Origin of the sequence: Bradyrhizobium sp. 63_E2_N1_3 (genome assembly GCF_052076005.1) — a bacterium.
Classification (GTDB): Bacteria; Pseudomonadota; Alphaproteobacteria; order Rhizobiales; family Xanthobacteraceae; genus Bradyrhizobium; species Bradyrhizobium barranii.
This window is the reverse complement of sequence record NZ_CP197235.1, coordinates 8,680,684-8,701,686: the sequence shown is the minus strand read 5'-3', so window position 1 is coordinate 8,701,686 and position 21,003 is coordinate 8,680,684. Positions and strand designations below refer to the sequence as shown.

The window sequence follows — 21,003 nt, the reverse complement described above, 5'->3', positions numbered from 1 at the left end:
ATCACGGCAACTCGGTCGCGGGCAGGGTGATGGTGAAGGTCGATCCCTTGCCGGGACCGTCGCTCTCGGCCGTCACCTCGCCGCCATGCATGTCGATAATACGCTTGACGATGGAAAGCCCAAGCCCCGTCGAGCTCTCGCCCGCGGTCGGTTTGGCCGACAGCCGCTGGAACCGGCCGAACAGGCGGCCGAGATCCTCCGGCGAGAGGCCGGCGCCCTCGTCGCTGACGCGGACGACGGTATCGCTGGCCTCATGGGTGACGGCGACGATGATCTTGCCGCCGATCGGTGAGTATTTGATGGCGTTGCTGATCAGATTGTCGATCGCCTCGCGGATGCGGTCGGTGTCGCACATGGTGACGATGTTGGGCGGCGCCGTGACGCTGATCGCCTGCTGCTTGTTGACCGCGAGCGGGTGGTTGGCATCGGCGACCTCTTTCACCAGCGCAGCGACGTCGACCGGCTCGCGGCGGATGGTGATGTCGAAGGCATCGGCCATCGCGTCCGAGATCAGATGATCGACCATCGTGGTCAGGCGCTTCGTGGCATCGCGGATGTGATCGACCTGGGCGACCACGCCGTCGGACGAGGCGCCGGTCGAGATCAGCTCCTTCAGCATCTCGGTGCGGCCGAGGATGACGCCGAGCGGATTCTTGAGGTCGTGGGCGACGGTGCCCAAAATCTCGTTCTTGAAGCCGTTGGCGCGCTGCAGTCGCAGCCATTGCGCCGAGAGGCGGCGGTTGGCTTGCATCAGCGCGCGGGTACGCTGGGCGACGCGGTCCTCGAGCTGCGTGTTGGCGTCCTGGAGCTGCTGGTAGAGGATGACGTTGTCGAAGGCGATCGAGAGCCGGCTGGAGAAGATCTCGACCAGCGAGCGGTCGGTCTCGGACAGCTCGCGCTCGGCCTGCAGCAGCACCACCACCTCGCGGCCGGAGCCGGTCCGCAGATAGATCACGCTGCGGTGGTCGGCGAATTCGTTCTTGCGGCCCTGGAACGCGGCTTCCACCATCGTCCGCAGATCGGGGTCGAGCGCCTTCGACGAGGTCGTGCCGATGAAGCGGCTGTAGCAGCCGCTGCCGGCGAGCACGGAGAGCTCGGGGTCCACGCCGCCATTGTCGCGCAGCACCAATATGCCGGCGCAATCGACATTGAGCAGCGAGGCGAGCTGGGTCAGCACGCCCTCGGCGAGCCGCTGCATCGACTTGAAGTCGTATAGCGTCGAGGCGGCGTCGATGATGATCTCGAGCCCGCGCCGCGTCTGCACCATGCGCTCGAGCTGCTGATAGGAGCGCAGCGCCGCGGTCAGCGAGGTGAACAGCTTGTCGGCGGTGAGCTCGGTCTTGGCCTTGTAGTCGTTGATGTCGTACTGGACGATCACGCGCCGCTCCGGCGCCTGGCCGGGCTGTCCCGTGCGCAGGATGATACGTACGGTCTCGTTCTTGAGCTCGTTGCGGATGAACTCGACCAGCTCGAGGCCGGCGACATCGGTCTCCATGATGACGTCGAGCAGCACGGCGGCGATGTCGCCATGCGCGGCCATCAGCTTGCGACCTTCCGCCGCGGAATGGGCGGAGAGGATCTCCAGCCCCTGGCCGTTGAGGCTGTAGTCGGACAGCGCGAAGCGGGTGCCGTCATGCACGGCCGGATCGTCGTCGATGACGGCGATCTTCCACTTCCGTGCGTTCTGGTCCTCCGGTGCGGTACCGGTATCGTCGATCAGGTGGAGGACATCGTCCTGTTCGGCCATTGAGAAGTCCCGTCAGTCTCTGTGCTTTGCGCGCCGCCCTTGGCGACCCGGGGCATGATAATGCGAAAAGTAGTGCCTTGTCCCAGCTTGGATTCCAGCATCATGCGCCCGCCGAGCTGCTGGGTGACAAGGTTATAGACGATATGCAAGCCGAGTCCCGTACCACCTTCATTGCGCCGGGTGGTAAAGAATGGGTCAAAGGCCTGGCGCTGCACGTCAGGGGTCATGCCGGCCCCGTCATCGGCGAAGATGATCTCGATGTCGTCGGTCCCGCGCGGACGCGCCGAGATCGTGATCGTGCCGGCGCGGCCGTCGGCAAAGGCGTGGTTGGCGGCGTTGAGGAAGAGGTTGGTCAGGATCTGGCCGTAGGAGCCTGGATAGCCGTCGAGCAGGAGCCCCTCGGGCACGTCGGCCTGGAGCGTGATCGGCGAGCGCTTCAGGACCGGACGCAGGCTGGCGATGATCTGGTCGGTGGCTTCGCTGAGTGAGAACTGCCGCCGCTCGGCATGCGAGCGGTCGACCGCGACCTGCTTGAACGACTGGATCAGCTCGCCGGCGCGGGTGAGGTTGGCGACGAGCTGCTGCGAGGCGTCGCGCGAGGACTGCACGAACTCCTCCAGCTGCGAGCGGCGCAGGCCGCCGTCGCCTTTGAGCTGGGCCTCGAAGATCTCGGTGCGCCGGGCGAAGCTGGAAGCGACGGTCAGGCTGATGCCGATCGGGTTGTTGACCTCGTGCGCGACGCCGGCGACGAGGCCGCCGAGCGCCGCCAGCCGTTCGGCGTCGATCAAATTCTGCTGCGCGGTGTTGAGCTCGAGCAGCGCGCTCTCGGCCTTCTCCTTGGACGCGCGCAGCTCGTCCTCGGTCTCGCGTTTCGCGATCGCGTTCTCGCGGAACACCTCGACGGCGCGCGCCATGGCGCCGACCTCGTCGCGTGCCTTGGTGCCCTGCACTTCGCGGTCGAGGTCGCCGAGCGTAATCGCGCGCATCGCGGTCATGATCTGCTGCAGCGGCAGGCGGATCGACAGCGCGATCAGCACGCCTGCGGTGAGGATGATGCCGAGGAAGATCACCGCGATCGACAGCACCCGCCGCGAGATATCGGCCAGGGTACGATCAAACGTCTCCTGCGCCTTCTGCTCGCGCTGGCGCATCTTCGTGGAGAGGTCGTCGATGGCGCCGATCGCCTCGGCCTGGCTGGCGTCGATGGTGTTGCGCAGCAATTCGGTGCGGCTCGTCAGCTGCTCGGAGAGCTTTGCGAAACCCTCGCGCAGCGCCATGGTGCGGGTCCCGAGCCGTTGCAGCGCCATGCGCTGCAGGTCGTTGTCGGCGAGATCGATCATGACCGGAATGGTCTTCTCGATCGTCTCGGTGTTGCGGCGCGCGTCGTCGGCGGCACCGGGCGAGAGCGACAGATAGTAGGAGTTGGCCGCCACCAGCATCGCGGTGAAGGCCTCGCGCGACTTGCCGAGCGAGGGCCAGATCAGGGCGTCGCGATGGCCGGTGGCGCCCTCGATGATGGAATAGAGACCGGCCATGTCCCTGGCCGGGCCCTGCACCTGCTCCTCATAGGTCTTGGCGATGGTCGCCTGCACACTGCGCAGCTCGCCGAAGCCGTTGAGGAAGCGGTCGGTGGTGCGCTCCAGCTCCTCGACCGAGCCCGACAGCATCGGGTCCTTGGCGGCACGGTCGGTCAGCGTGCCCAGCACCGCCTCGCGCAGCAGCAGGATCTCGGCGAACAGGTCCGGGCTCGGCTGGTTGATGTAGCGGTGGATCAGATTGTGCAGGCGCCCGGTCTCGCTTTCGAGCAGCGCCAGGATGCGGTCGGACTCGCGCACCTGGCGGACGTCGCCCCAGGCCGAGCCCAGCACCTGCGTGCCGTTCCAGATCAGCCCCACCAGCACCACGACCACGGCCGAGTTCAGCGCCGCGATCGACAGGATGCGCCAGCGGATCGGCACCGCGCGGAGCATCCCGACCAAACGTGCGCGCAGCCGCCCGAGCGGGCCGGGCGGCCTGTCTGCGTGCTCGCTGGGTCCAGGCGCAGCCAAGCGGCTCACTCCACCTTGCGAATGCGTTCGATCAGCGCGGCCGCGGCGGGATCGCGCCCCGCCTTGGCATAGATCGCAGCCATCGCGCCCTCGAACGGCTTGCGGTCGATATCCCTGGCGACGGTGATGCCGGCGGCTTCAGCCTTGTGCTGCGACTGCTCTTCGAGGTCGCGCCACTTCTCGCGCATGAACCGGCTGGAGCGAGCCGCGGCTTCGCGGAATATCTGCTGGTCGTCGGCCGACAGGCTCTTCCAGGCCTTCAGCGAGATCACCAGCACTTCCGGGCTCATCGTGTGCTCGGTGAGCGCGAGGTGGCCGGCATGTTTGTAATGGTCTGTCGTCACGAAAGATGGCCAGTTGTTTTCGGCACCGTCGATCAGATGGTTGGCAAGCCCGGTGAGCACCTGCCCGTAGGGCATCTCGACCGGCTCGGCGCCGAGCGAGCGAATCATCTCGCTCATCAACTCCGACTGCTGCACCCGGATCCGCAATCCCTTGAGGTCGGCGACACTTCGTATCGGACGGACGCCGTTGTAGATCGACCGCGCGCCGGAATCGTAGAAGGCGAGCCCGACGAAGCCGTAGGGCTCGAAACTGCCGAGGATCTCGCTGCCGATCGGCCCGTCCAGCACCTTCTGCATGTGCTCGATGGACCGGAACAGGAACGGCATGGCGAGCACGTTCATCGCCGGGACGAAGTTGCCGATCAGCGCCACATTGGTCCGGTTAAGGTCGATCGCGCCGACCCTGGTCTGCTCGATGGTCTCCTTCTCTTCGCCGAGCTGACGGGAATGGAACACCTTGATCTCGTGCCGGCCGCCGGTGCGCTCGGCAATCAGCGCGCCCATGTAGCGCAGCGCCTGGACGGTCGGGTAATCCTCGGCCTGGGTGTCGGCGGCGCGGAATTCGCGCGCAGCTGCGCTCGTCGCGCAGACCGCGAGCAGAAGCGCGACGAAGATCAACCCGGTCCGCGAGAGTTCGGCACGGTTCAGCACTGGCACACTCAACCCCTCAGTGGTGGAGTCTATGGCGAAGCAAAAAGGTTCAATGCAATCTAGCAGATGGTTGAGGGAAGGCCATCCCGCCGCACCCGGCGGAGCGATTGTGCGGCGCGGCCGCCGTTCATTCCCGGTTGAAACAGGAAATGCCGCGCCTTAAGCAGGTACGGTCGCCTTTGCCGCGCGACACGGGAAGAGCCATCGTGATTTCAGCATCGAGTCTTTTGCGGATCCTCGCCGCTTTCATCGTCCTCGCAATGCCTCTTCAGGCGCGCGCCGCAACCGACATCGCGCTGTGGCACGCCATGTCCGGCGAGCTTGGCCGGCAGCTCGAGAAGCTCGCCGCCGACTTCAACGCCTCGCAGTCCGATTACCGCATCGTGCCTGCTTACAAGGGCAACTACACCGAGACGGTGACGGCGGCGATCTTCGCCTTCCGCTCGCGCAGCCAACCGGCGATCGTCCAGGTCAACGAGGTCGCGACCGCCACCATGACCGCGGCCAAGGGCGCGATCTATCCCGTGTTCACCATGATGCGGGACATGAACGAGCCGTTCTCGCTGGGCGATTACCTTCCCGCAGTCTCCGGCTATTACACCGATGCGGCCGGCAATCTGTTGTCCTTCCCGTTCAATTCCTCGACGCCGATCCTCTATTACAACAAGACCATGTTCCGCGACGCGGGCCTCGATCCGGAGACGCCGCCGAAGACATGGCCCGAGCTTGGGCTTGCCGCAAAACGCCTGCGCGAGCGCGGCGCTGTGTGCGGCTTCACCACCTCCTGGCCGTCCTGGATCCACATCGAGAATTTCTCCGCCTTCCACAATCTGCCGCTCGCGACGCGGACCAATGGCTTTGCGGGGCTGGATGCCGAGCTGACCATCAACAACCCGGTCGTCGTGCAACACATCGCCCAGCTCGCCGAGTGGCAGAAGGACAAGGTGTTCGATTACGGCGGCCGCGGGCAGTCGGCCGAGCCGCGCTTCCAGAAGGGCGAATGCGGCATCTTCATCGGCTCCTCGGCGACGCGGGCCGACATCAAGGCGAATTCGAAGTTCGATATCGGCTACGGCATGATGCCGTACTGGCCCGATGTGAAGAACGCGCCGCAGAACTCGATTATCGGCGGTGCCACGCTGTGGGTGCTGCGCGACCGCCCGCGCGCGGAATACAAGGGCGTGGCACGGTTCTTCGCCTATCTGTCGCAGCCCGGCGTGCAGGCCGCCTGGCACCAGAACACCGGCTATCTGCCGATCACCCGCGCCGCCTTCGAGCTGACGCGCGCGCAGGGTTTTTACGAGCGCAATCCGGGCTCCGCGATCTCGTTCGAGGAGATCACGCTGCATCAGCCGACGGAGAACTCGAAGGGCATCCGGCTCGGCTCCTTCGTGCTGATCCGCGGCGCAATCGAGGACGAGCTGGAGCAGGCCTTTACCGGCCAGAAGGGCGCGCAGGCCGCGCTCGATGCCGCGGTCGAGCGCGGCAACAAGCTGCTGCGCCAGTTCGAGCGCGCCAGCCCGGACCGGTAGCGTATGCGTGAGTGCGCGCCTCGTCCTTCGAGACGACCGCTTCGCGGCCTCCTCAGGATGAGGCTAAGCGGCATCGGTGCCTGCCAAAATCGCTGCCACGCACTCCGCCCTCATCCTGAGGAGCCCCGCCAAAGCGGGGCGTCTCGAAGGATGGGCCGCGAGGGGAACTGTTTTTGAAATGCATAAGGTCGCGATGTCGATGAAACTACCTCACTTCGCCGATGCGGACAGCTTTCTCGCCTTTCGCTCTGATCCACGGCAATGGCTGGGAATTGCGCTCGACATCGCGCGCAGCCACGGTCTCGATATCAGCGCGCCGCACGTGTTTGCGACCGGCACCAATCTCGTCGTCGGCCTCAGTGAGAAGCTGATCCTGAAAATCTTCCCGCCGCAGCTCGGCGCGCAATTCGTGTCCGAACGCGGGTCGCTGGCGCAGCTTGCCGGCCGCCTTCATCTGCCGATCCCGGAGATCGTCGCGGAGGGTGAGCGCGATGGCTGGCCCTATCTCGTCATCACGCGTCTTGCCGGCACGCTCGGCTCGGAGGTGTGGCCGCAATTGGCCGAAGCGCAGAAGGAGCGCCTGCTGCGCCAGATCGGCGAGACCATCGCCGCCGTGCAGCGCGCACCGCTCGGACCGCTGGCGGAGATCGAGCCGCGCTGGGATGCGTTCATGCGCGCCCAGATGCAGGGCTGCAAGGCGCGGCACATGCGCCTCGGCCTTGCGCCGAAATTCCTCGAAGGCCTCGACGATCTCCTGCGTGACGCTGCAAAACTGATCCCGATGGATGCGCCGCCGGTGATCCTGGTCGGCGAATATATCCCTCAGAACTTCCTGCTCGCCTGTCATGACGATCAATGGTCGCTCGCGGGCCTGTTCGACTTCGGCGACGTGCTGACGGGATGGCGCGACTACGATCTGCTCGGCCCCGGCGCCTTCATGGCGGCCGGCCGGCCGGGGAGGGTGCGCAGTCTGCTCGAGGGCTTTGGCTATGCAAAGCCGGACTATGCGCTCAAGCGCCGGCTGATGGCGCTGATGCTGCTGCACCGCGCCAGTGACCTCAACAGCCACGTCTGTATCGAGGGCTGGCAGGACAGGGCGAACGATCTCGTCGAGTTGCAGGATCTGATCTGGGCGGGCTGAACCGCCCAGGCCATCTGCGACGTCCTGCTCAATCCAGCAGCGCTCAATCTTTCAGCTTATTTTTGAAGCAGAATCGCATCTTTGTATGCAATTGACCGGCTTGCCCAAAAGGCGATCAGCCGCCGAAATCACAAAAAATAGATTGGAATCAACGCTTTATATGGAAATTAAGAACCCATTAAGCGCTGGCACGAACCTTGCGAATCCCTGTTCCAACCAGAAACTTTTGCGTTGGAGCATTTTCCATGAAGCGCCGCGATTTCCTCAAGTCCGTGTCCGGATTGGCCGCAGGCGCGGCGCTTCCGGCGATCCCACAGGTCGTCTCCACCGCCTATGCCGATGCGCGTTCGGAGACGCTGCTGATCGTCTCGGAAGGCGGCCCGAACAATCTCGACATCCACGGCGTCGGCACCAACGTGCCCGGCTATGAAGTGTCGTGGAATTGCTACGACCGCCTGATCAGCCACGAGATGAAGGTCGGCCCCGGCGGCGTGCCCTATTACGACCGCGACAAGTTCAAGGGCGAACTCGCCGAGGAGATGAAGATCGACGACATGTCGGTCACCTTCAAGCTGCGCAAGAACGCCAAATTCCACGACGGCACGCCCGTCACCGCCAAGGATGTGAAGTGGTCGCTCGACCGCGCCGTCAGCGTCGGCGGTTTCCCGACCTTCCAGATGAGCGCGGGCTCGCTGACCAAGCCGGAGCAGTTCGTCGTGATCGACGACACCACCGTGCGCGTCGACTTCCTGAAAAAGGACAAGCTCACGATCCCCGATCTCGCGGTCATCGTGCCCTGCATCGTCAACTCCGAGCTGGTGAAGAAGAACGCCAGTGAGAAGGACCCCTGGGGTCTCGAATTCACCAAGCAGCAGACCGCGGGCTCCGGCGCCTACAAGGTGACGAAGTGGACCGCCGGCACCGAAGTCATCATGGAGCGCAACGAGGATTGGGTCTGCGGTCCCTTGCCGAAGATCAAGCGCGTGATCTGGCGCATGGTGCCGCAGGCCGGCAACCGCCGCGCGCTGCTGGAGCGCGGCGACGCCGACATCTCCTACGAGCTGCCCAACAAGGACTTTCAGGAGATGAAGGCGAACGGCAAGCTCAACGTCGTGTCGCTGCCGTTCTCCAACGGCATCCAGTATATCGGCATGAACGTCACCAAGCCGCCGTTCGATAATCCAAAAGTTCGCCAGGCGGTTGCCTATGCGCTGCCCTATCAGAAGATCATGGACGCGGTGATGTTCGGCCTCGCCAACCCGATGTTCGGCGCGCCCAAGGACAAGCCGACCGAAGTCGCCTGGCCGCAGCCGCACAAATACAACACCGACATTGAGAAGGCGAAAACGCTGATGGCGGAGGCAGGCCTCGCCAACGGCTTCGAGACCACGATCTCGTTCGATCTCAACTTCGCGGGCGTCAACGAGCCGCTCTGCGTGCTGGTGCAGGAATCTCTCGCGCAGATCGGCATCAAGACGACCATCAACAAGGTGCCCGGCGCCAACTGGCGCACCGAGCTGAACAAGAAGGAGATGCCGCTCTTCACCAACGTGTTCTCGGGCTGGCTCGATTACCCCGAGTACTTCTTCTACTGGTGCTATCACGGCAACAATTCCGTCTTCAACACCATGAGCTACAAGTCGGCGGAGATGGACAAGCTGATCGACGGCGCCCGCACGGCGGCGGCGACCGGCGACACTGCGACCTACGATGCCGACGTGAAGGGCTTCGTCGATCTCGCTTTCACCGACATCCCGCGCATCCCGCTGTACCAGCCCTTCGTCAACGTCGCGATGCAGAAGAACATCAGCGGCTACCAATACTGGTTCCACCGGAGGCTGGATTACCGCGCGCTGGTGAAGGGGTGAGCCGTCATGCTGATCGTCGGCGACGCATCGGCATGTGTTTGTCTCTCTGCTCGCGATGCGGTTTCGTCATCGCGTGAGATGGCCACCAATCTCTCGCTCCCTCCCCCCTTGCGGGGGAGGGTCGGGGAGAGGGGTAGCCACGAACTCCGACCTCTCCTGGGGCCACCCCTCTCCCTAGCCCTCCCCCGCAAGGGGGGAGGGAACGCAGCGGAGCCAGCCTGCTCACAATTGCCAAGCAGAAGGAGAGCGCTCCCATGCTGACCATGATCGGCAAGCGCCTGATGTTCGCGATTCCCTCGCTGATCGGGGTCGTCATCGTCACCTTCCTGCTGACGCGCGCGTTGCCCGGTGATCCCGCCGCATACTTCGCCGGTCCCGCCGCGACCAAGGAAGCCGTTGAGCAGATCCGCAAGAAGCTCGGGCTCGACAGGCCGCTGATCGAGCAGTTTTTCCGCTACACCAACGACCTCGCCCATGGCGATTTCGGCAACTCGCTCACCACGGGGCAGCCGGTCGCGGCCGAGATCCGCAACCGCCTGCCGGCTTCCGCCGAGCTCACGCTGCTCGGCCTCATCGTTTCGGTCGTGATTGCGATCCCGCTCGGCGTGCTGGCGGCGACGCGGCCGGGATCATGGGTCGACCATCTCTGCCGTGTCACGACGACGGCCGGCGTGTCGTTACCCGTGTTCTTCACCGGCCTGGTGCTGGTCTATGTCTTCTACTTCAGGCTAGGCTGGTCACCCGCGCCGCTCGGCCGCCTCGATGTGTTCTACAGCGCGCCGCCGACGGTGACCGGCTTCTATCTGATCGACACCCTGATCGCGCGCGACTTCGAGGCGTTCCGCTCGGCGCTGAGCCAGCTCATCCTGCCGGCGACGACGCTTGCGATCTTCTCGCTGGCGCCGATCGCGCGCATGACGCGCGCCTCGATGCTGGCGGTATTGTCGTCGGAGTTCGTGCGCACGGCACGCGCCAGCGGCCTGTCGCCGACAACGGTCATCGTCACCTACGCGTTCCGCAATGCGATGCTCCCCGTGATCACCACGCTCAGCATGGTGTTCTCGTTTCTGTTAGGGGCCAACGTGCTGGTGGAAAAAGTGTTCGCCTGGCCCGGCATCGGCTCCTACGCGGTGGAGGCGCTGATCTCGTCGGACTTCGCGCCCGTGCAAGGTTTTGTGCTGACCATGGCGGTCATGTACGTGCTGCTCAATCTCGTGATCGACATTCTCTACGGCGTGATCGATCCGCGTGTCAGGTTGGAGGGCTAGATCATGAGCTCCGTTGCGCCTGCTGTTGAACCCGTCGGTCCCGCGCGGACATCAGGGCTGGTCGCGATCCTCGAACAGACCCGCTACGTTCTCGGCGAGAACAAGGTCACGGGTTTCGCCTTCGCGCTGCTGATCGTGATCCTTATCGCGGCGATCTTCGGCCCCTACGTGGTGCCGTATGATCCACTCGCTTCCGATACCGCCGCGGCGCTGAAGCCGCCGTCGATGGCGCATTGGTTCGGCACCGATCAGCTCGGCCGCGACATCTTCAGCCGCGTCGTCGTGGCGACACGGCTCGATACGTTCATCGCGGTCGCCTCCGTCGTGCTGGTGTTCCTGATGGGCGGCCTCGCCGGCATCGCGGCCGGCTATTTCGGCGGCTGGACCGATCGCATCGTCGGCCGTATCGCCGATACCATCATGGCGTTTCCGCTGTTCGTGCTGGCGATGGGCATCGTCGCCGCCCTCGGCAACACCGTGCAGAACATCATTCTGGCCACGGCCATCGTGAACTTTCCGCTCTATGCCCGCGTCGCGCGCGCCGAGGCCAATGTCCGCCGCAATGCCGGCTTCGTGCAGGCCGCGCGTCTGTCGGGCAACGGCGAATTCCGCATCCTGCTGGTGCACATCTTGCCGAACATCATGCCGATCATGATCGTGCAGATGTCGCTGACCATGGGCTACGCCATCCTCAATGCCGCGGGGCTGTCCTTCATCGGCCTCGGCGTCCGCCCGCCGACCGCCGAATGGGGCATCATGGTCGCCGAAGGCGCGGGCTTCATGGTGTCGGGCGAATGGTGGATCGCGCTATTCCCCGGCCTTGCTCTGATGATCGCCGTGTTCTGCTTCAACCTCCTCGGCGACGGCCTCCGCGACATCGTCGACCCGCAGCGGAGGACGTGATGATTGTTTCCAAGCACGCCGATGCGCTCCCTCCCCCCTTGCGGGGGAGGCACAGGCCGCCTTCGGCGGCCGTCCTCTTAGTCAACGCCGAAGCGAAGCTTCGGCTATGGGAGAGGGGTAGCCCCGGGCGAGGTCTGAGCTCGTGGCTAGCCCTCTCCCTGCCCCTCCCCAGCAAGGGGGGAGGGAATGAGAGGCCGGTGCCCGCCTCACACGCAAATTTCCCGCCGAAATTCACCAATGATTCCAACCCCATTCTACTGTGCATGGGGTTGTTTTCGACATTTTTGATCGGGAGGTCCGCATGACCGCCCAGCCCCTGCTCGACGTCCAGGACCTCACGGTCGAATTCACCACCCGCCGCGGCATCGTCAAAGCCGTCCAGCACGTCAACATTTCCGTCGCCAAGGGCGAGACGCTCGCCATCGTCGGCGAGTCCGGCTCCGGCAAGTCGGTGACGTCCTATGCGGTGATGCGCATCCTCGACCGGGCGGGGCGGATCGCCGAGGGCTCGGTGATGTTCTCGGGCATCGACGTGAAGGCGGCATCCGAAGGCCAGATGCGCGACCTGCGCGGGCGCGAAGTCTCGATGATCTTCCAGAACCCGCGCGCCGCGCTCAACCCGATCCGGAAAGTCGGCGACCAGATCGAGGACGTGCTGCGTACTCATGTGCAGCAGGCGATGGTTTCGGACCACGGAGAAAAGGCGATCGAGGCGCTGGAGCAGGTCAAGATCGCCCGCCCGCGCGAGCGCTACCACGCCTATCCGTTCGAGCTGTCAGGCGGCATGTGCCAGCGCGTCGTCATCGCGCTCGCGCTCGCCTGCAATCCGCAGCTCCTGATTGCGGACGAGCCGACCACCGGCCTCGACGTTACCACCCAGAAGGCGGTGATGGACCTGATCGTCGAGCTGACCAAGCGGCGTGCGATGTCGACCATCCTGATCACGCATGATCTGGGTTTGGCCGCAGCCTATTGCGACCGCGTCGTGGTGATGGAAAAGGGCCGCGTGGTCGAGACCGCGAAAGCCGCCGACATCTTCGCCAACCCGCAGCACCCCTACACCAAGAAGCTGATGCGCGCGACGCCGCGGCTCGGCGTGTCCTTGCGGGATTTGTTGGCCGAGGAGGAGGGCGCGTCCTCATCCGCAGCCGTCATGGCCGGGCCTGACCCGGCCATCCATCAGCCTTCGCAAGGTGAGACCTCCAAGCCCCTCCTGCTCATCGAAAAGCTCGTGAAAGAGTATCCCCGCCAGGGCGCCACCGCCACGCTCGGAAAACTGTTCGGCCGCAAGCCGCCGGTGGAGCCGGACGTCTTCCGCGCCGTCGACGGCATCAGCCTCTCCATCGGCCATGGCGAGAGCGTCGGCCTGGTCGGCGAGTCCGGCTGCGGCAAATCGACGACGTCGATGATGGTGATGCGGCTGCTCGACCAGACCTCGGGCCTGATCCAGTTCGACGGCGAGGACATCGGCGCCATCCAGCCGGCGTCGTTTGCCCGGCTGCCGCAGCGCAGCCGCATCCAGATGGTGTTCCAGGACCCGACCGACAGCCTCAACCCGCGTTTCACCGCCGCCCGCGCCATCGCCGACCCCATCATGCAGCTCGGCGACATCAGGGGCCGCGATGCACTGCGAGCGCGCTGCGAGGAGCTCGCCACCATGGTCGGGCTGCCGCACAATCTGCTGGATCGGTTTCCGCACCAGCTCTCCGGCGGCCAGAAGGCCCGCGTCGGCATCGCGCGCGCCATCGCGCTGCATCCAAAACTCGTCATCCTGGACGAGCCGACCGCGGCGCTGGACGTCTCGGTGCAGGCCGTGGTCCTCAATCTGCTTCAGGACCTGAAAGCGCGCTTAGGTATGAGTTATCTGTTCGTCTCGCATGATTTGAACGTAGTGCGCTTGTTGTGCGATCGTGTCATTGTCATGCGGACAGGTCGAATCGTCGAAGAGGGCCCTTCCGAAAAGGTCCTCAGCGATCCGCAGGACGACTATACCAAGGAGCTGCTGACGGCGATCCCGCATCCGCCGTTGCAGGTCCACTAAGAGTGCACTGAGAGATTGTTTGGGAGCGTGATGGCCGAGCCGCTGGACGAGTATATCGACGCCGTATCGAAAGCGCTGGCGCTGCCGGTCGAGGAGGCCTGGAGGCCGGCGGTGCGCGCCAATCTCGAAGTCTCGCTCCGGCTTGGCCGACTGGTCGACGAATTCGCGCTGCCGGACGAGACCGAGCCCGCGCCGATCTTCACGGTCTGACCCCGCCATGACCACCAAGCCAGAGATGACGGCTGCGGACATCGCCAAGGCTGTGGCCGGCGGCAAGATGTCGGCACGCGATGCCACCGAAGCTGCGCTTGCGCGCATCAAGCAGCACGATGGCGTCCTCAATTCCTTCACCGACCTCACCGCCGATCGCGCCCGTGCGAAGGCGCGTGCGATCGACGCCGACATCGCGGCGGGCAAGGAGGTTGGCCCACTTGCCGGCGTTCCCTTCGCGGTGAAGAACCTGTTTGACGTCGCAGGCCTGCCGACACGCGCCGGCTCGAAGATCAACCGCGACCTTGCGCCAGCGAAACGCGATGCCACGCTGATCGAGCGGATGGAAGCCGCCGGCGCCGTGCTCGTCGGCGCGCTCAACATGGGCGAATACGCCTACGACTTCACCGGCGAGAACGTCCATGACGGTCCCTCGCGCAATCCGCATGACACGACCCGGATGACCGGCGGCTCGTCCGGTGGTTCGGGGAGCGCAGTTGGCGGCGCGCTGGTGCCGATCGCGCTCGGCTCGGACACCAATGGTTCGATCCGCGTGCCGTCCTCCTTCTGCGGCATCTTTGGTTTGAAGCCGACCTATGGCCGGCTGTCGCGGGCGCGCTCGTTCCCATTCGTCGCGAGCCTCGATCATCTCGGTCCGTTCGCGCGCTCCGCCGCCGACCTCGCGCTCGCCTATGACGCGATGCAGGGACCCGATGCGGATGATGCTGCCTGCACCACGCGTGGCCTCGAACCGACGGTGCCGCTGCTCGCCAATCCGATTTCGGACCTGCGCATCGCGATTGCCGGCGGGCACTTTCAGAAGAACGTGTTTCCCGAGGCCGTCGAAGCCGTCAGCCGCGTCGCCAAGGCGCTCGGGGTGACGAAGATCGTTGACGTGCCTGAAGCCTCGCGCGCCCGCGCGGCCGCCTATGTCATCACCACCACCGAAGGCGCCTCGCTGCATCTCGATCGCCTGCGCAAGCGCCCGAACGATTTCGATCCCGCCGTGCGCGACCGGCTGATCGCCGGCGCCATGGTGCCGGCGCCGCTGGTCGACCGCGCGCAGAAATTCCGCCGCTGGTATCGCGCGCAGCTCGCCGAGATCTTCAAATCCGTCGACGTGCTGATTGCGCCGGCCACGCCCTGTACCGCGCCGAAGCTTGGCCAGGTGAATTTCACGCTCGACGGCGTCGAGTTGCCGGTTCGCGCCAATATCGGCATCCACACCCAGCCGATCTCGTTCATCGGGTTGCCGGTCGTCGCCGTGCCTGTGCCGCTCGAGCCGCTGCCGATCGGCGTCCAGATCATCGCCGCGCCCTGGCGCGAGGATATCGCGCTGCGCGTCGCGCACGCATTGGAGCAGATGGGCGTGGTATCCGCGCCGTCGCCAAGGGGACTTTGAGAGGAATTTAGAATGGAGATCGATCTCCCCGAGGTGATCGCGGAAGTGAAGGCCGCGTTCGAGCGCTATGAGCAGGCCCTGATCACCAACGACGTCGCCGTGCTCGGCGAGCTCTTCCGCAACGATCCCCGCACGCTGCGCTACGGCATCGGCGAGAACCTCTACGGCTATGAGGCGATCTCCGGCTTCCGCGCTGGCCGCTCGCCGGTCGGCCTGAACCGCCGCACCGCGAAAACCGTGATCACCAGCTATGGCCGTGACACGGCCGTCGCCTCCACTCTGTTCTACCGCGACACGGCTCCCGGCAAGGTCGGCCGGCAGATGCAGACCTGGATTCGCTTCCCGGAGGGCTGGCGCGTCGCCGCCGCCCATGTCAGCATCATCGACGAGTCGAAAGAGACCTGATCGTATGACGCTTGACGATCTTCCGCCCGGAACATTGCCGGCCGAGCCGGTGGTGCCGCGCGTCGACCGGGCGCAGCCCAGCGTGCACAAGATCACGCGCGCCGAGGAACTGCGGCTTCAACTCGCCGACGAGATCGTGCGTGGAACCCTGGCGCCCGGCGCGCCGCTTGATGAAACCGACATCGCGCGGCGCTTCAGCGTCTCGCGCACACCGGTCCGCGAGGCGTTGCGCCAGCTGGTGGCGAGCGGCCTCGTCGAATCGCGCGCCCATCGCGGCGCGGTGGTGGCGCAGCCTTCGGTCGAGCGGCTGAAAAGCATGTTCGAGGCAATGGCGGAGCTCGAGGCGCTCTGCGCCGGCCTTGCCGCCGAGCGCATGTCGGCTGCCGAGCGCCACGGTCTCGAAGCCATCCACGAAGAGCTGCGCGTGCTCAGCTACGCCGGCAATCCCGATCGCTTCCACGAGGTCAACGAGCGCTTCCACAACGCGATCTATGCGGGATCGCAGAATGGCTACATCGCCGAGATCACGCTGGCGACGCGCGTCCGCGTGCAACCGTTCCGCCGCGCCCAGTTCCGCAATCTCGGCCGATTGGCAAAGTCGCAAGCCGAGCACGACCGCGTCGTCGTCGCGATCATGCGCGGCGACAAGCAGGGCGCCGCCGCCGCCATGCGCGCGCATATCGAGCTGGTGCGCGGCGAGTATGAGATTTACGCGGTGTCGGTGTAGGGCGGCAAACGCGGTACCGTAGGGTGGGCAAAGGCGCAAAGCGCCGTGCCCACCGTCTTTCTCAACGCGCGGTGATGGTGGGCACGCTGCGCTTTGCCCACCCTACGAGACCTACGTCTTCGCTGCTTCCGCCATGAACTTCCGCCAGCCACCATACGCCGTTATATCGCGCGCCTCGCCCAGCACCTCCGGCTCGACGAGAAACCCCTTCACGCTGCGGTCGTCCGCAAGCCTGATTGTGCCGATTGCCATCGGCGCTGGAATTGCATTCACGAACCTGCCGAACGCGGATGACGACAGCGACCAGATCTCCAGCTCGATCGACGCGCCCGTGCCAGCCTCGACGCGCAGCATGCCCGGCTTCGGGGGCGTGGTCTTGAGGGCGTAGAGCTTGTAGTCGGGCGCGGTCCTGGTCGCTTCGATTAGCTTTCCGTTGAGCGCCTTCAATTCGCCGTTCAGCGCCATGCCGGACAGGTGAGCGCCGACCACTGCGATCGGAATCTCGTCGCTGCTGCTTGCGGCAAGCGGCGCCAACGGGGCCTGCGCCACACCCTTCGCGCCGACGGTCAGTTTCGTATCCGCATGGAATGCACGGCCGATGCTCGCAAGCAGCGCATCGCGCCCCGCAGGCGCGAGCAGCGTGATACCGAACGGAATGCCGTCGGTGCGCATCGACGCCGGTACCGCGAGGCCACAGAGGTCGAGCAGATTGACGAAATTGGTGTAGGTGCCTAGCCGGCTGTTGAGCTCGATCGGATTGGCCAGCACCTGCGCGGTCGTATACGCGGTCGGCGCGGTCGGCAGCACCAGCGCGTCGATATTGGCGAAGGTGCGCTCGGCGATCTTGCGCAGGCCCTGCAAACGGTAGAGCGCAGAGAAGGTTTCCGCAGCGGTCAGCCGCGCGCCGGCGACGGTGATCTCGCGCGTCACCGGATGAATCGAATCAGGCGCGGATGCCAGCAGATCCTTGATCACGAGATAACGCTCGGCGACCCACGGCCCCTCATAGAGCAGCCGCGCCGTCTCGTAGAACGGCTCGAGGTCGAACTCGACCAGCTTAGCGCCGAGCGCGGTCCAGCGCTTCAGCGCATCGCCGTAAGTGGCTTCTGCCTTCCTGTCGCCGAAGAAGATCAGTTGTCCGTTGCGCGGTACGCCGAGGCGCAAATTCGCGGGGAACTGCGTGATCGCGCCGAGCGGCCGGTCGCGCGAGAACGGGTCGGCCTGGTCTGGACCCGCCATCACGGAGAGTGCGAGGGCGGCGTCGTCGACGGTCAAAGCGAATACCGAGATGCAGTCGAGCGTGCGGCATGCCGCCACCAGGCCAGCAGTCGAGATCATGCCGAGGCTCGGCTTCAGCCCGACGATGTTGTTGAGCATCGCCGGCACCCGGCCGCTGCCGGCGGTGTCCGTGCCCAGCGACAGCGGCACGAGTCCGGCACCCACCGCGACCGCCGAGCCAGAGCTCGAGCCTCCAGGAATGAGATCCTCGCGGATCGAATTTTTGGGGATGCCATAAGGCGAGCGCACGCCGACGAGGCCGGTTGCGAACTGGTCGAGATTGGTCTTGCCGATGATGATCGCGCCGGCCGCGCGCAGGCGCTCCACCGCGGTCGAATCATGCGTCGGCGTATACGAGAAGGCCGGGCAGGCCGCGGTGGTCGGAAATCCCAGCGCGTCGATATTGTCCTTCACCGCGATCGGCACGCCGTAGAGCGGCAGGCTGGTGGCATCCCTTGCGGCAAGCTTCTCGGCCTCCGCGATCGCGTCCTTCTCGTCGCGCAGGCTGATGAAGATTGCGGGATCGTTGTGATCGCGGATGCGCTGATAGGTTCGCGCGACGGTCTGCGCAGGCGTGATCGTGCCCGCGCGATGCGCGGCCACAATCGCGGCGATCGTTTCAGGCTGCTCAGCCCCCATGGTGACAAAACTCCGGCAACAGGTCTTACCCGGATTGAAGCAAGCGATGTGCCATTGTGTACACAATCCGGGCAGGCGCAATGCCCCGGATATTGTCGAGGGATCAGTGGCTTGTTGGATATTTCGAGGATTGATGGGCCGTCGTGCCAGCGCCCTGATACGGGCATTTGCGTAAATGTTGGGCAGTCTCGATCAGGTGAAGCCGGCAAGGATCTGGAGCAGCCGCTCTCGGTTCTCCTTGCCGATCTTCTCCACGACATGCCGCTCGTGCTCGGCGGCGAGGCGCTTGAATTTGGCAAGCGCCGTCTCCCCCGGTGCGGTGAGGTGCAGCGCGTGGGCGCGGCGGTCCGCCTTCGACTTGATCCGCTTCACCAGCTTGCGCTGTTCGAGGCTGTCGAGCAGATGCACCAGCCGGGCGCGCTCGATGCCGAGCCGCTTCGCCACCGCCATCTGGGACAGGCCCGGATTGGCGCCGATGACCGTCAGCACGGAATACTGCGTCGGCTTGATATCGACCTCGCCGAGCGTCTTGATGAAGTCCTGAAAGATCCAGATCTGGAAGCGCCGCACCGCATAACCGGCGTGCCCGACCAGCGCGTCGAGGCCGATCTCGTCCGCGTCGTTCGGCCGCGCCGCGCCGTTGCCGGCACGTTTGCGTGGGGAGGGGCGGGGCTCAGTTCGGGCTGCGCTGGCTGTCACGTGATCTCTCCTGCCGAGCAACCTTAGCGCTTCGAAGGCCTCAGTGGAAGATTGTTGTTGACGACAACAATTGTCGTGCCAAACAATATGGTCAAAGCGGCCCGGAACGAGGCTGTAGCCGATCCCTGATACGGGCGAGGAGGAAACCATGACAACCGCCGCACGCGGTGACGCTTCGAGCCTGTTCGCAACGCCCAAGACCGTCGCCGAGCATCGCGCCGACGGCAGCATCGTGCTGCGCTCGCCAGACCCCTTGCGCGACAGCGCGCGCTGCATCGGCGACTGGCTGGAGCAATGGGCGCGGCAGACGCCTGATGCGATCTTCCTCGCCGAGCGCGACAGCGCCGACACGCCCTGGGCCACCATGACCTACGCGGGTGCCCTGCGGCGGGTGCGCGCAGCAGCGAGCTGGATCTTGGCGCAAGAGCTCAGCGCCGAGCGTCCCGTCGTCATCCTCTCCGACAACAGCATCGACCATGCGCTACTCGCCCTTGCGGCCCAGCATGTCGGCGTGCCCTCGGCCGCGATCTCGCCGGCCTATTCGCTGATGTCGAAAGATTTCGACAAGCTCAAGAGCATGATTGCGCTGCTGGAGCCCGGCGCGATCTATGTCTCCGCGACGAAGCCGTTTGCCGCGGCGCTGGCCGCGATCAAGCCGCTGCACAGCGCGCAGATCATCAGCGGAAATGCCGGCGATGCTGATGCGCTGGCCTTCCGTGACATTGCGGCGACGCCCGAAACGGGCAACGTCGCAAAAGCCTTCGCCGCGGTGGCGCCGGACACGATCGCAAAATTCCTGTTCACCTCGGGCTCGACCGGCACGCCGAAAGCCGTCATCAATACGCAGCGCATGCTGACCTCGAGCCAGCAGGCCAAGGCGCAAACCTGGACGTTTCTCGAACCGGGCCGCGGCGATCTCGTGATCCTCGACTGGCTGCCTTGGAGCCATACCTTTGGCGCCAACCACAATTTCAATCTCGTGCTGCGCAACGGCGGGTCGCTCTATATCGACGGCGGCAAGCCCGCGCCCGGTCTCTTCGCAACGTCACTCGCCAATCTGAAAAGCGTGATGCCGACGGTCTATTTCAACGTGCCGCGCGGCTTCGACATGCTGATCGCAGCGCTGCGCGGCGACGAGGAGCTGCGCCGCCGCTTCTTCGGCGAGGTGAAATTCGCCTTCTATGCCGGCGCCGCATTGCCGCAGAACCTCTGGGACGCGCTCGAGCAGCTTTCGGTGGCGACGGTTGGTCGTCCGCTGCCGATGGTGTCGGCCTGGGGCTCGACCGAGACGTCACCGCTCGCGACCGACTGTCATTTCCTCGCAGAGCGCTCGGGCAATATCGGCGTGCCCATTCCCGGAACCGAGCTGAAGCTCGTCACGTCGGGCGACAAGCTGGAGGTGCGCGTGCGCGGCCCCAATGTCACGCCGGGTTACTGGAAGGCGCCGGAGCTGACGAAGCAGGCTTTCGACGACGAGGGCTTTTATCTCATTGGCGATGCCGTGAAGCTTGCCGATGCGAACAGGCCGGAGCGCGGGTTGTTCTTCGATGGTCGTGTTGCGGAAGACTTCAAGCTCAATTCCGGCACCTGGGTCAGCGTCGGCACGCTGCGCGTCGCCGGCATCGCGGCACTCGCGCCGCTGGCGCAGGATATCGTCGTCGTCGGCCATGGCGGCGACGAGGTGCGCTTCCTGGTCTTCCCGAACATGGCCGCGTGCCGTGCCCATGCCGGCTTGCCCGAGACGGCAGGCGTCAACGATGTGCTTGGCGATGAGAGGGTCAGGGCTGCGATCGCGCAGGGCCTGGCGAAGCTGAAGCAGCAGGGCACCAACTCCTCCGGCCACGCGACGCGCGCGCTGCTGCTCGCCGAGCCGCCGTCGGTTGACGGAGGAGAGATCACCGACAAGGGTTACATCAACCAGCGCGCCGTGCTGACGCGGCGTGCCGATGCGGTGGCGCGCGTGCATGATGATGCGTCGGGTGAGTGGATCGGTCTGTAGCCACTGGCAGATCAAGTCGGAGTGAGGCCACGCTCTGTCCACATCGTCATTGCGAGCGCAGCGAAGCAATCCAGAATCTTTCCCCGGTGGGGCTCTGGATT

The 21,003-nt window shown here is 65.2% G+C and carries 16 protein-coding genes; 11 read left to right on the top strand and 5 right to left on the bottom strand.

The window, feature by feature from the left end; genetic code table 11:
- Position 1: 1 nt before the first annotated feature.
- The 3 genes from AB7531_RS41430 to AB7531_RS41420 all read right to left on the bottom strand — a co-directional run bounded on the left by AB7531_RS41430 (position 2) and on the right by AB7531_RS41420 (position 4,796).
- Entirely contained in the window at positions 2 to 1,747 is a 1,746-nt protein-coding gene (locus AB7531_RS41430; RefSeq protein WP_063979952.1) for an ATP-binding response regulator, read from the bottom strand.
- Positions 1,717 to 3,717, bottom strand: a complete 2,001-nt coding sequence (locus tag AB7531_RS41425; RefSeq protein ID WP_223154137.1) for a sensor histidine kinase — start codon at positions 3,715 to 3,717, stop codon at positions 1,717 to 1,719. The genes AB7531_RS41430 and AB7531_RS41425 overlap by 31 nt, the downstream gene beginning before the upstream one ends.
- Positions 3,718 to 3,800: 83 nt before the next feature.
- Positions 3,801 to 4,796, bottom strand: a complete 996-nt coding sequence (locus AB7531_RS41420) for a TRAP transporter substrate-binding protein (RefSeq protein ID WP_063985935.1) — start codon at positions 4,794 to 4,796, stop codon at positions 3,801 to 3,803.
- 143 nt (positions 4,797 to 4,939) lie between these two features.
- On the opposite strand from AB7531_RS41420, the gene ugpB reads away from it, so the two are divergent.
- From ugpB to AB7531_RS41370, 10 genes are all read left to right on the top strand, one after another.
- On the top strand, positions 4,940 to 6,322 hold the full coding sequence (gene ugpB / locus AB7531_RS41415; RefSeq protein ID WP_063979951.1) for a sn-glycerol-3-phosphate ABC transporter substrate-binding protein UgpB: 1,383 nt from the start codon (positions 4,940 to 4,942) through the stop codon (positions 6,320 to 6,322).
- Positions 6,323 to 6,515: 193 nt separating this feature from the next.
- On the top strand, positions 6,516 to 7,463 hold the full coding sequence (locus tag AB7531_RS41410; RefSeq protein ID WP_231143704.1) for an aminoglycoside phosphotransferase family protein: 948 nt from the start codon (positions 6,516 to 6,518) through the stop codon (positions 7,461 to 7,463).
- Between the two features lie 245 nt (positions 7,464 to 7,708).
- Positions 7,709 to 9,331: an ABC transporter substrate-binding protein gene (locus AB7531_RS41405; protein WP_283017824.1), complete on the top strand. Its 1,623-nt coding sequence runs from the start codon at positions 7,709 to 7,711 to the stop codon at positions 9,329 to 9,331.
- Between the two features lie 254 nt (positions 9,332 to 9,585).
- A complete protein-coding gene (locus tag AB7531_RS41400) occupies positions 9,586 to 10,599 on the top strand; it encodes an ABC transporter permease (protein ID WP_063979949.1) in 1,014 nt (337 codons plus the stop codon).
- A gap of 3 nt (positions 10,600 to 10,602) precedes the next feature.
- On the top strand, positions 10,603 to 11,502 hold the full coding sequence (locus AB7531_RS41395; protein WP_063979948.1) for an ABC transporter permease: 900 nt from the start codon (positions 10,603 to 10,605) through the stop codon (positions 11,500 to 11,502).
- Positions 11,503 to 11,803: 301 nt separating this feature from the next.
- Complete coding sequence (locus AB7531_RS41390; protein WP_063979947.1) at positions 11,804 to 13,543, top strand: dipeptide ABC transporter ATP-binding protein; 1,740 nt, start codon at positions 11,804 to 11,806, stop codon at positions 13,541 to 13,543.
- Positions 13,544 to 13,573: 30 nt separating this feature from the next.
- Positions 13,574 to 13,753 carry a DUF4089 domain-containing protein gene (locus tag AB7531_RS41385; RefSeq protein WP_063979946.1) on the top strand — a complete coding sequence of 60 codons (180 nt, stop codon included), beginning with the start codon at positions 13,574 to 13,576 and terminating at the stop codon, positions 13,751 to 13,753.
- A gap of 7 nt (positions 13,754 to 13,760) precedes the next feature.
- The gene (locus AB7531_RS41380) at positions 13,761 to 15,155 is read left to right on the top strand and encodes an AtzE family amidohydrolase (RefSeq protein WP_063979945.1); all 1,395 of its coding nucleotides are present in this window, start codon (positions 13,761 to 13,763) and stop codon (positions 15,153 to 15,155) included.
- Positions 15,156 to 15,167: 12 nt separating this feature from the next.
- Positions 15,168 to 15,560, top strand: coding sequence for an oxalurate catabolism protein HpxZ (hpxZ, locus tag AB7531_RS41375; RefSeq protein ID WP_063979944.1), 393 nt, complete (start codon positions 15,168 to 15,170; stop codon positions 15,558 to 15,560).
- Positions 15,561 to 15,564: 4 nt separating this feature from the next.
- Positions 15,565 to 16,287: a GntR family transcriptional regulator gene (locus AB7531_RS41370; protein WP_014491242.1), complete on the top strand. Its 723-nt coding sequence runs from the start codon at positions 15,565 to 15,567 to the stop codon at positions 16,285 to 16,287.
- Between the two features lie 111 nt (positions 16,288 to 16,398).
- Here the strand turns inward: AB7531_RS41370 and atzF are convergent, their stop codons facing one another.
- The gene (gene atzF / locus AB7531_RS41365; RefSeq protein WP_063979943.1) at positions 16,399 to 18,204 is read right to left on the bottom strand and encodes an allophanate hydrolase; all 1,806 of its coding nucleotides are present in this window, start codon (positions 18,202 to 18,204) and stop codon (positions 16,399 to 16,401) included.
- Positions 18,205 to 18,396: 192 nt separating this feature from the next.
- The gene (locus tag AB7531_RS41360; RefSeq protein ID WP_063979942.1) at positions 18,397 to 18,903 is read right to left on the bottom strand and encodes a MarR family winged helix-turn-helix transcriptional regulator; all 507 of its coding nucleotides are present in this window, start codon (positions 18,901 to 18,903) and stop codon (positions 18,397 to 18,399) included.
- 148 nt (positions 18,904 to 19,051) lie between these two features.
- Between AB7531_RS41360 and AB7531_RS41355 the strand changes: the two genes are divergently transcribed.
- Positions 19,052 to 20,902, top strand: a complete 1,851-nt coding sequence (locus tag AB7531_RS41355; RefSeq protein WP_063979941.1) for a feruloyl-CoA synthase — start codon at positions 19,052 to 19,054, stop codon at positions 20,900 to 20,902.
- Positions 20,903 to 21,003 lie beyond the last annotated feature (101 nt).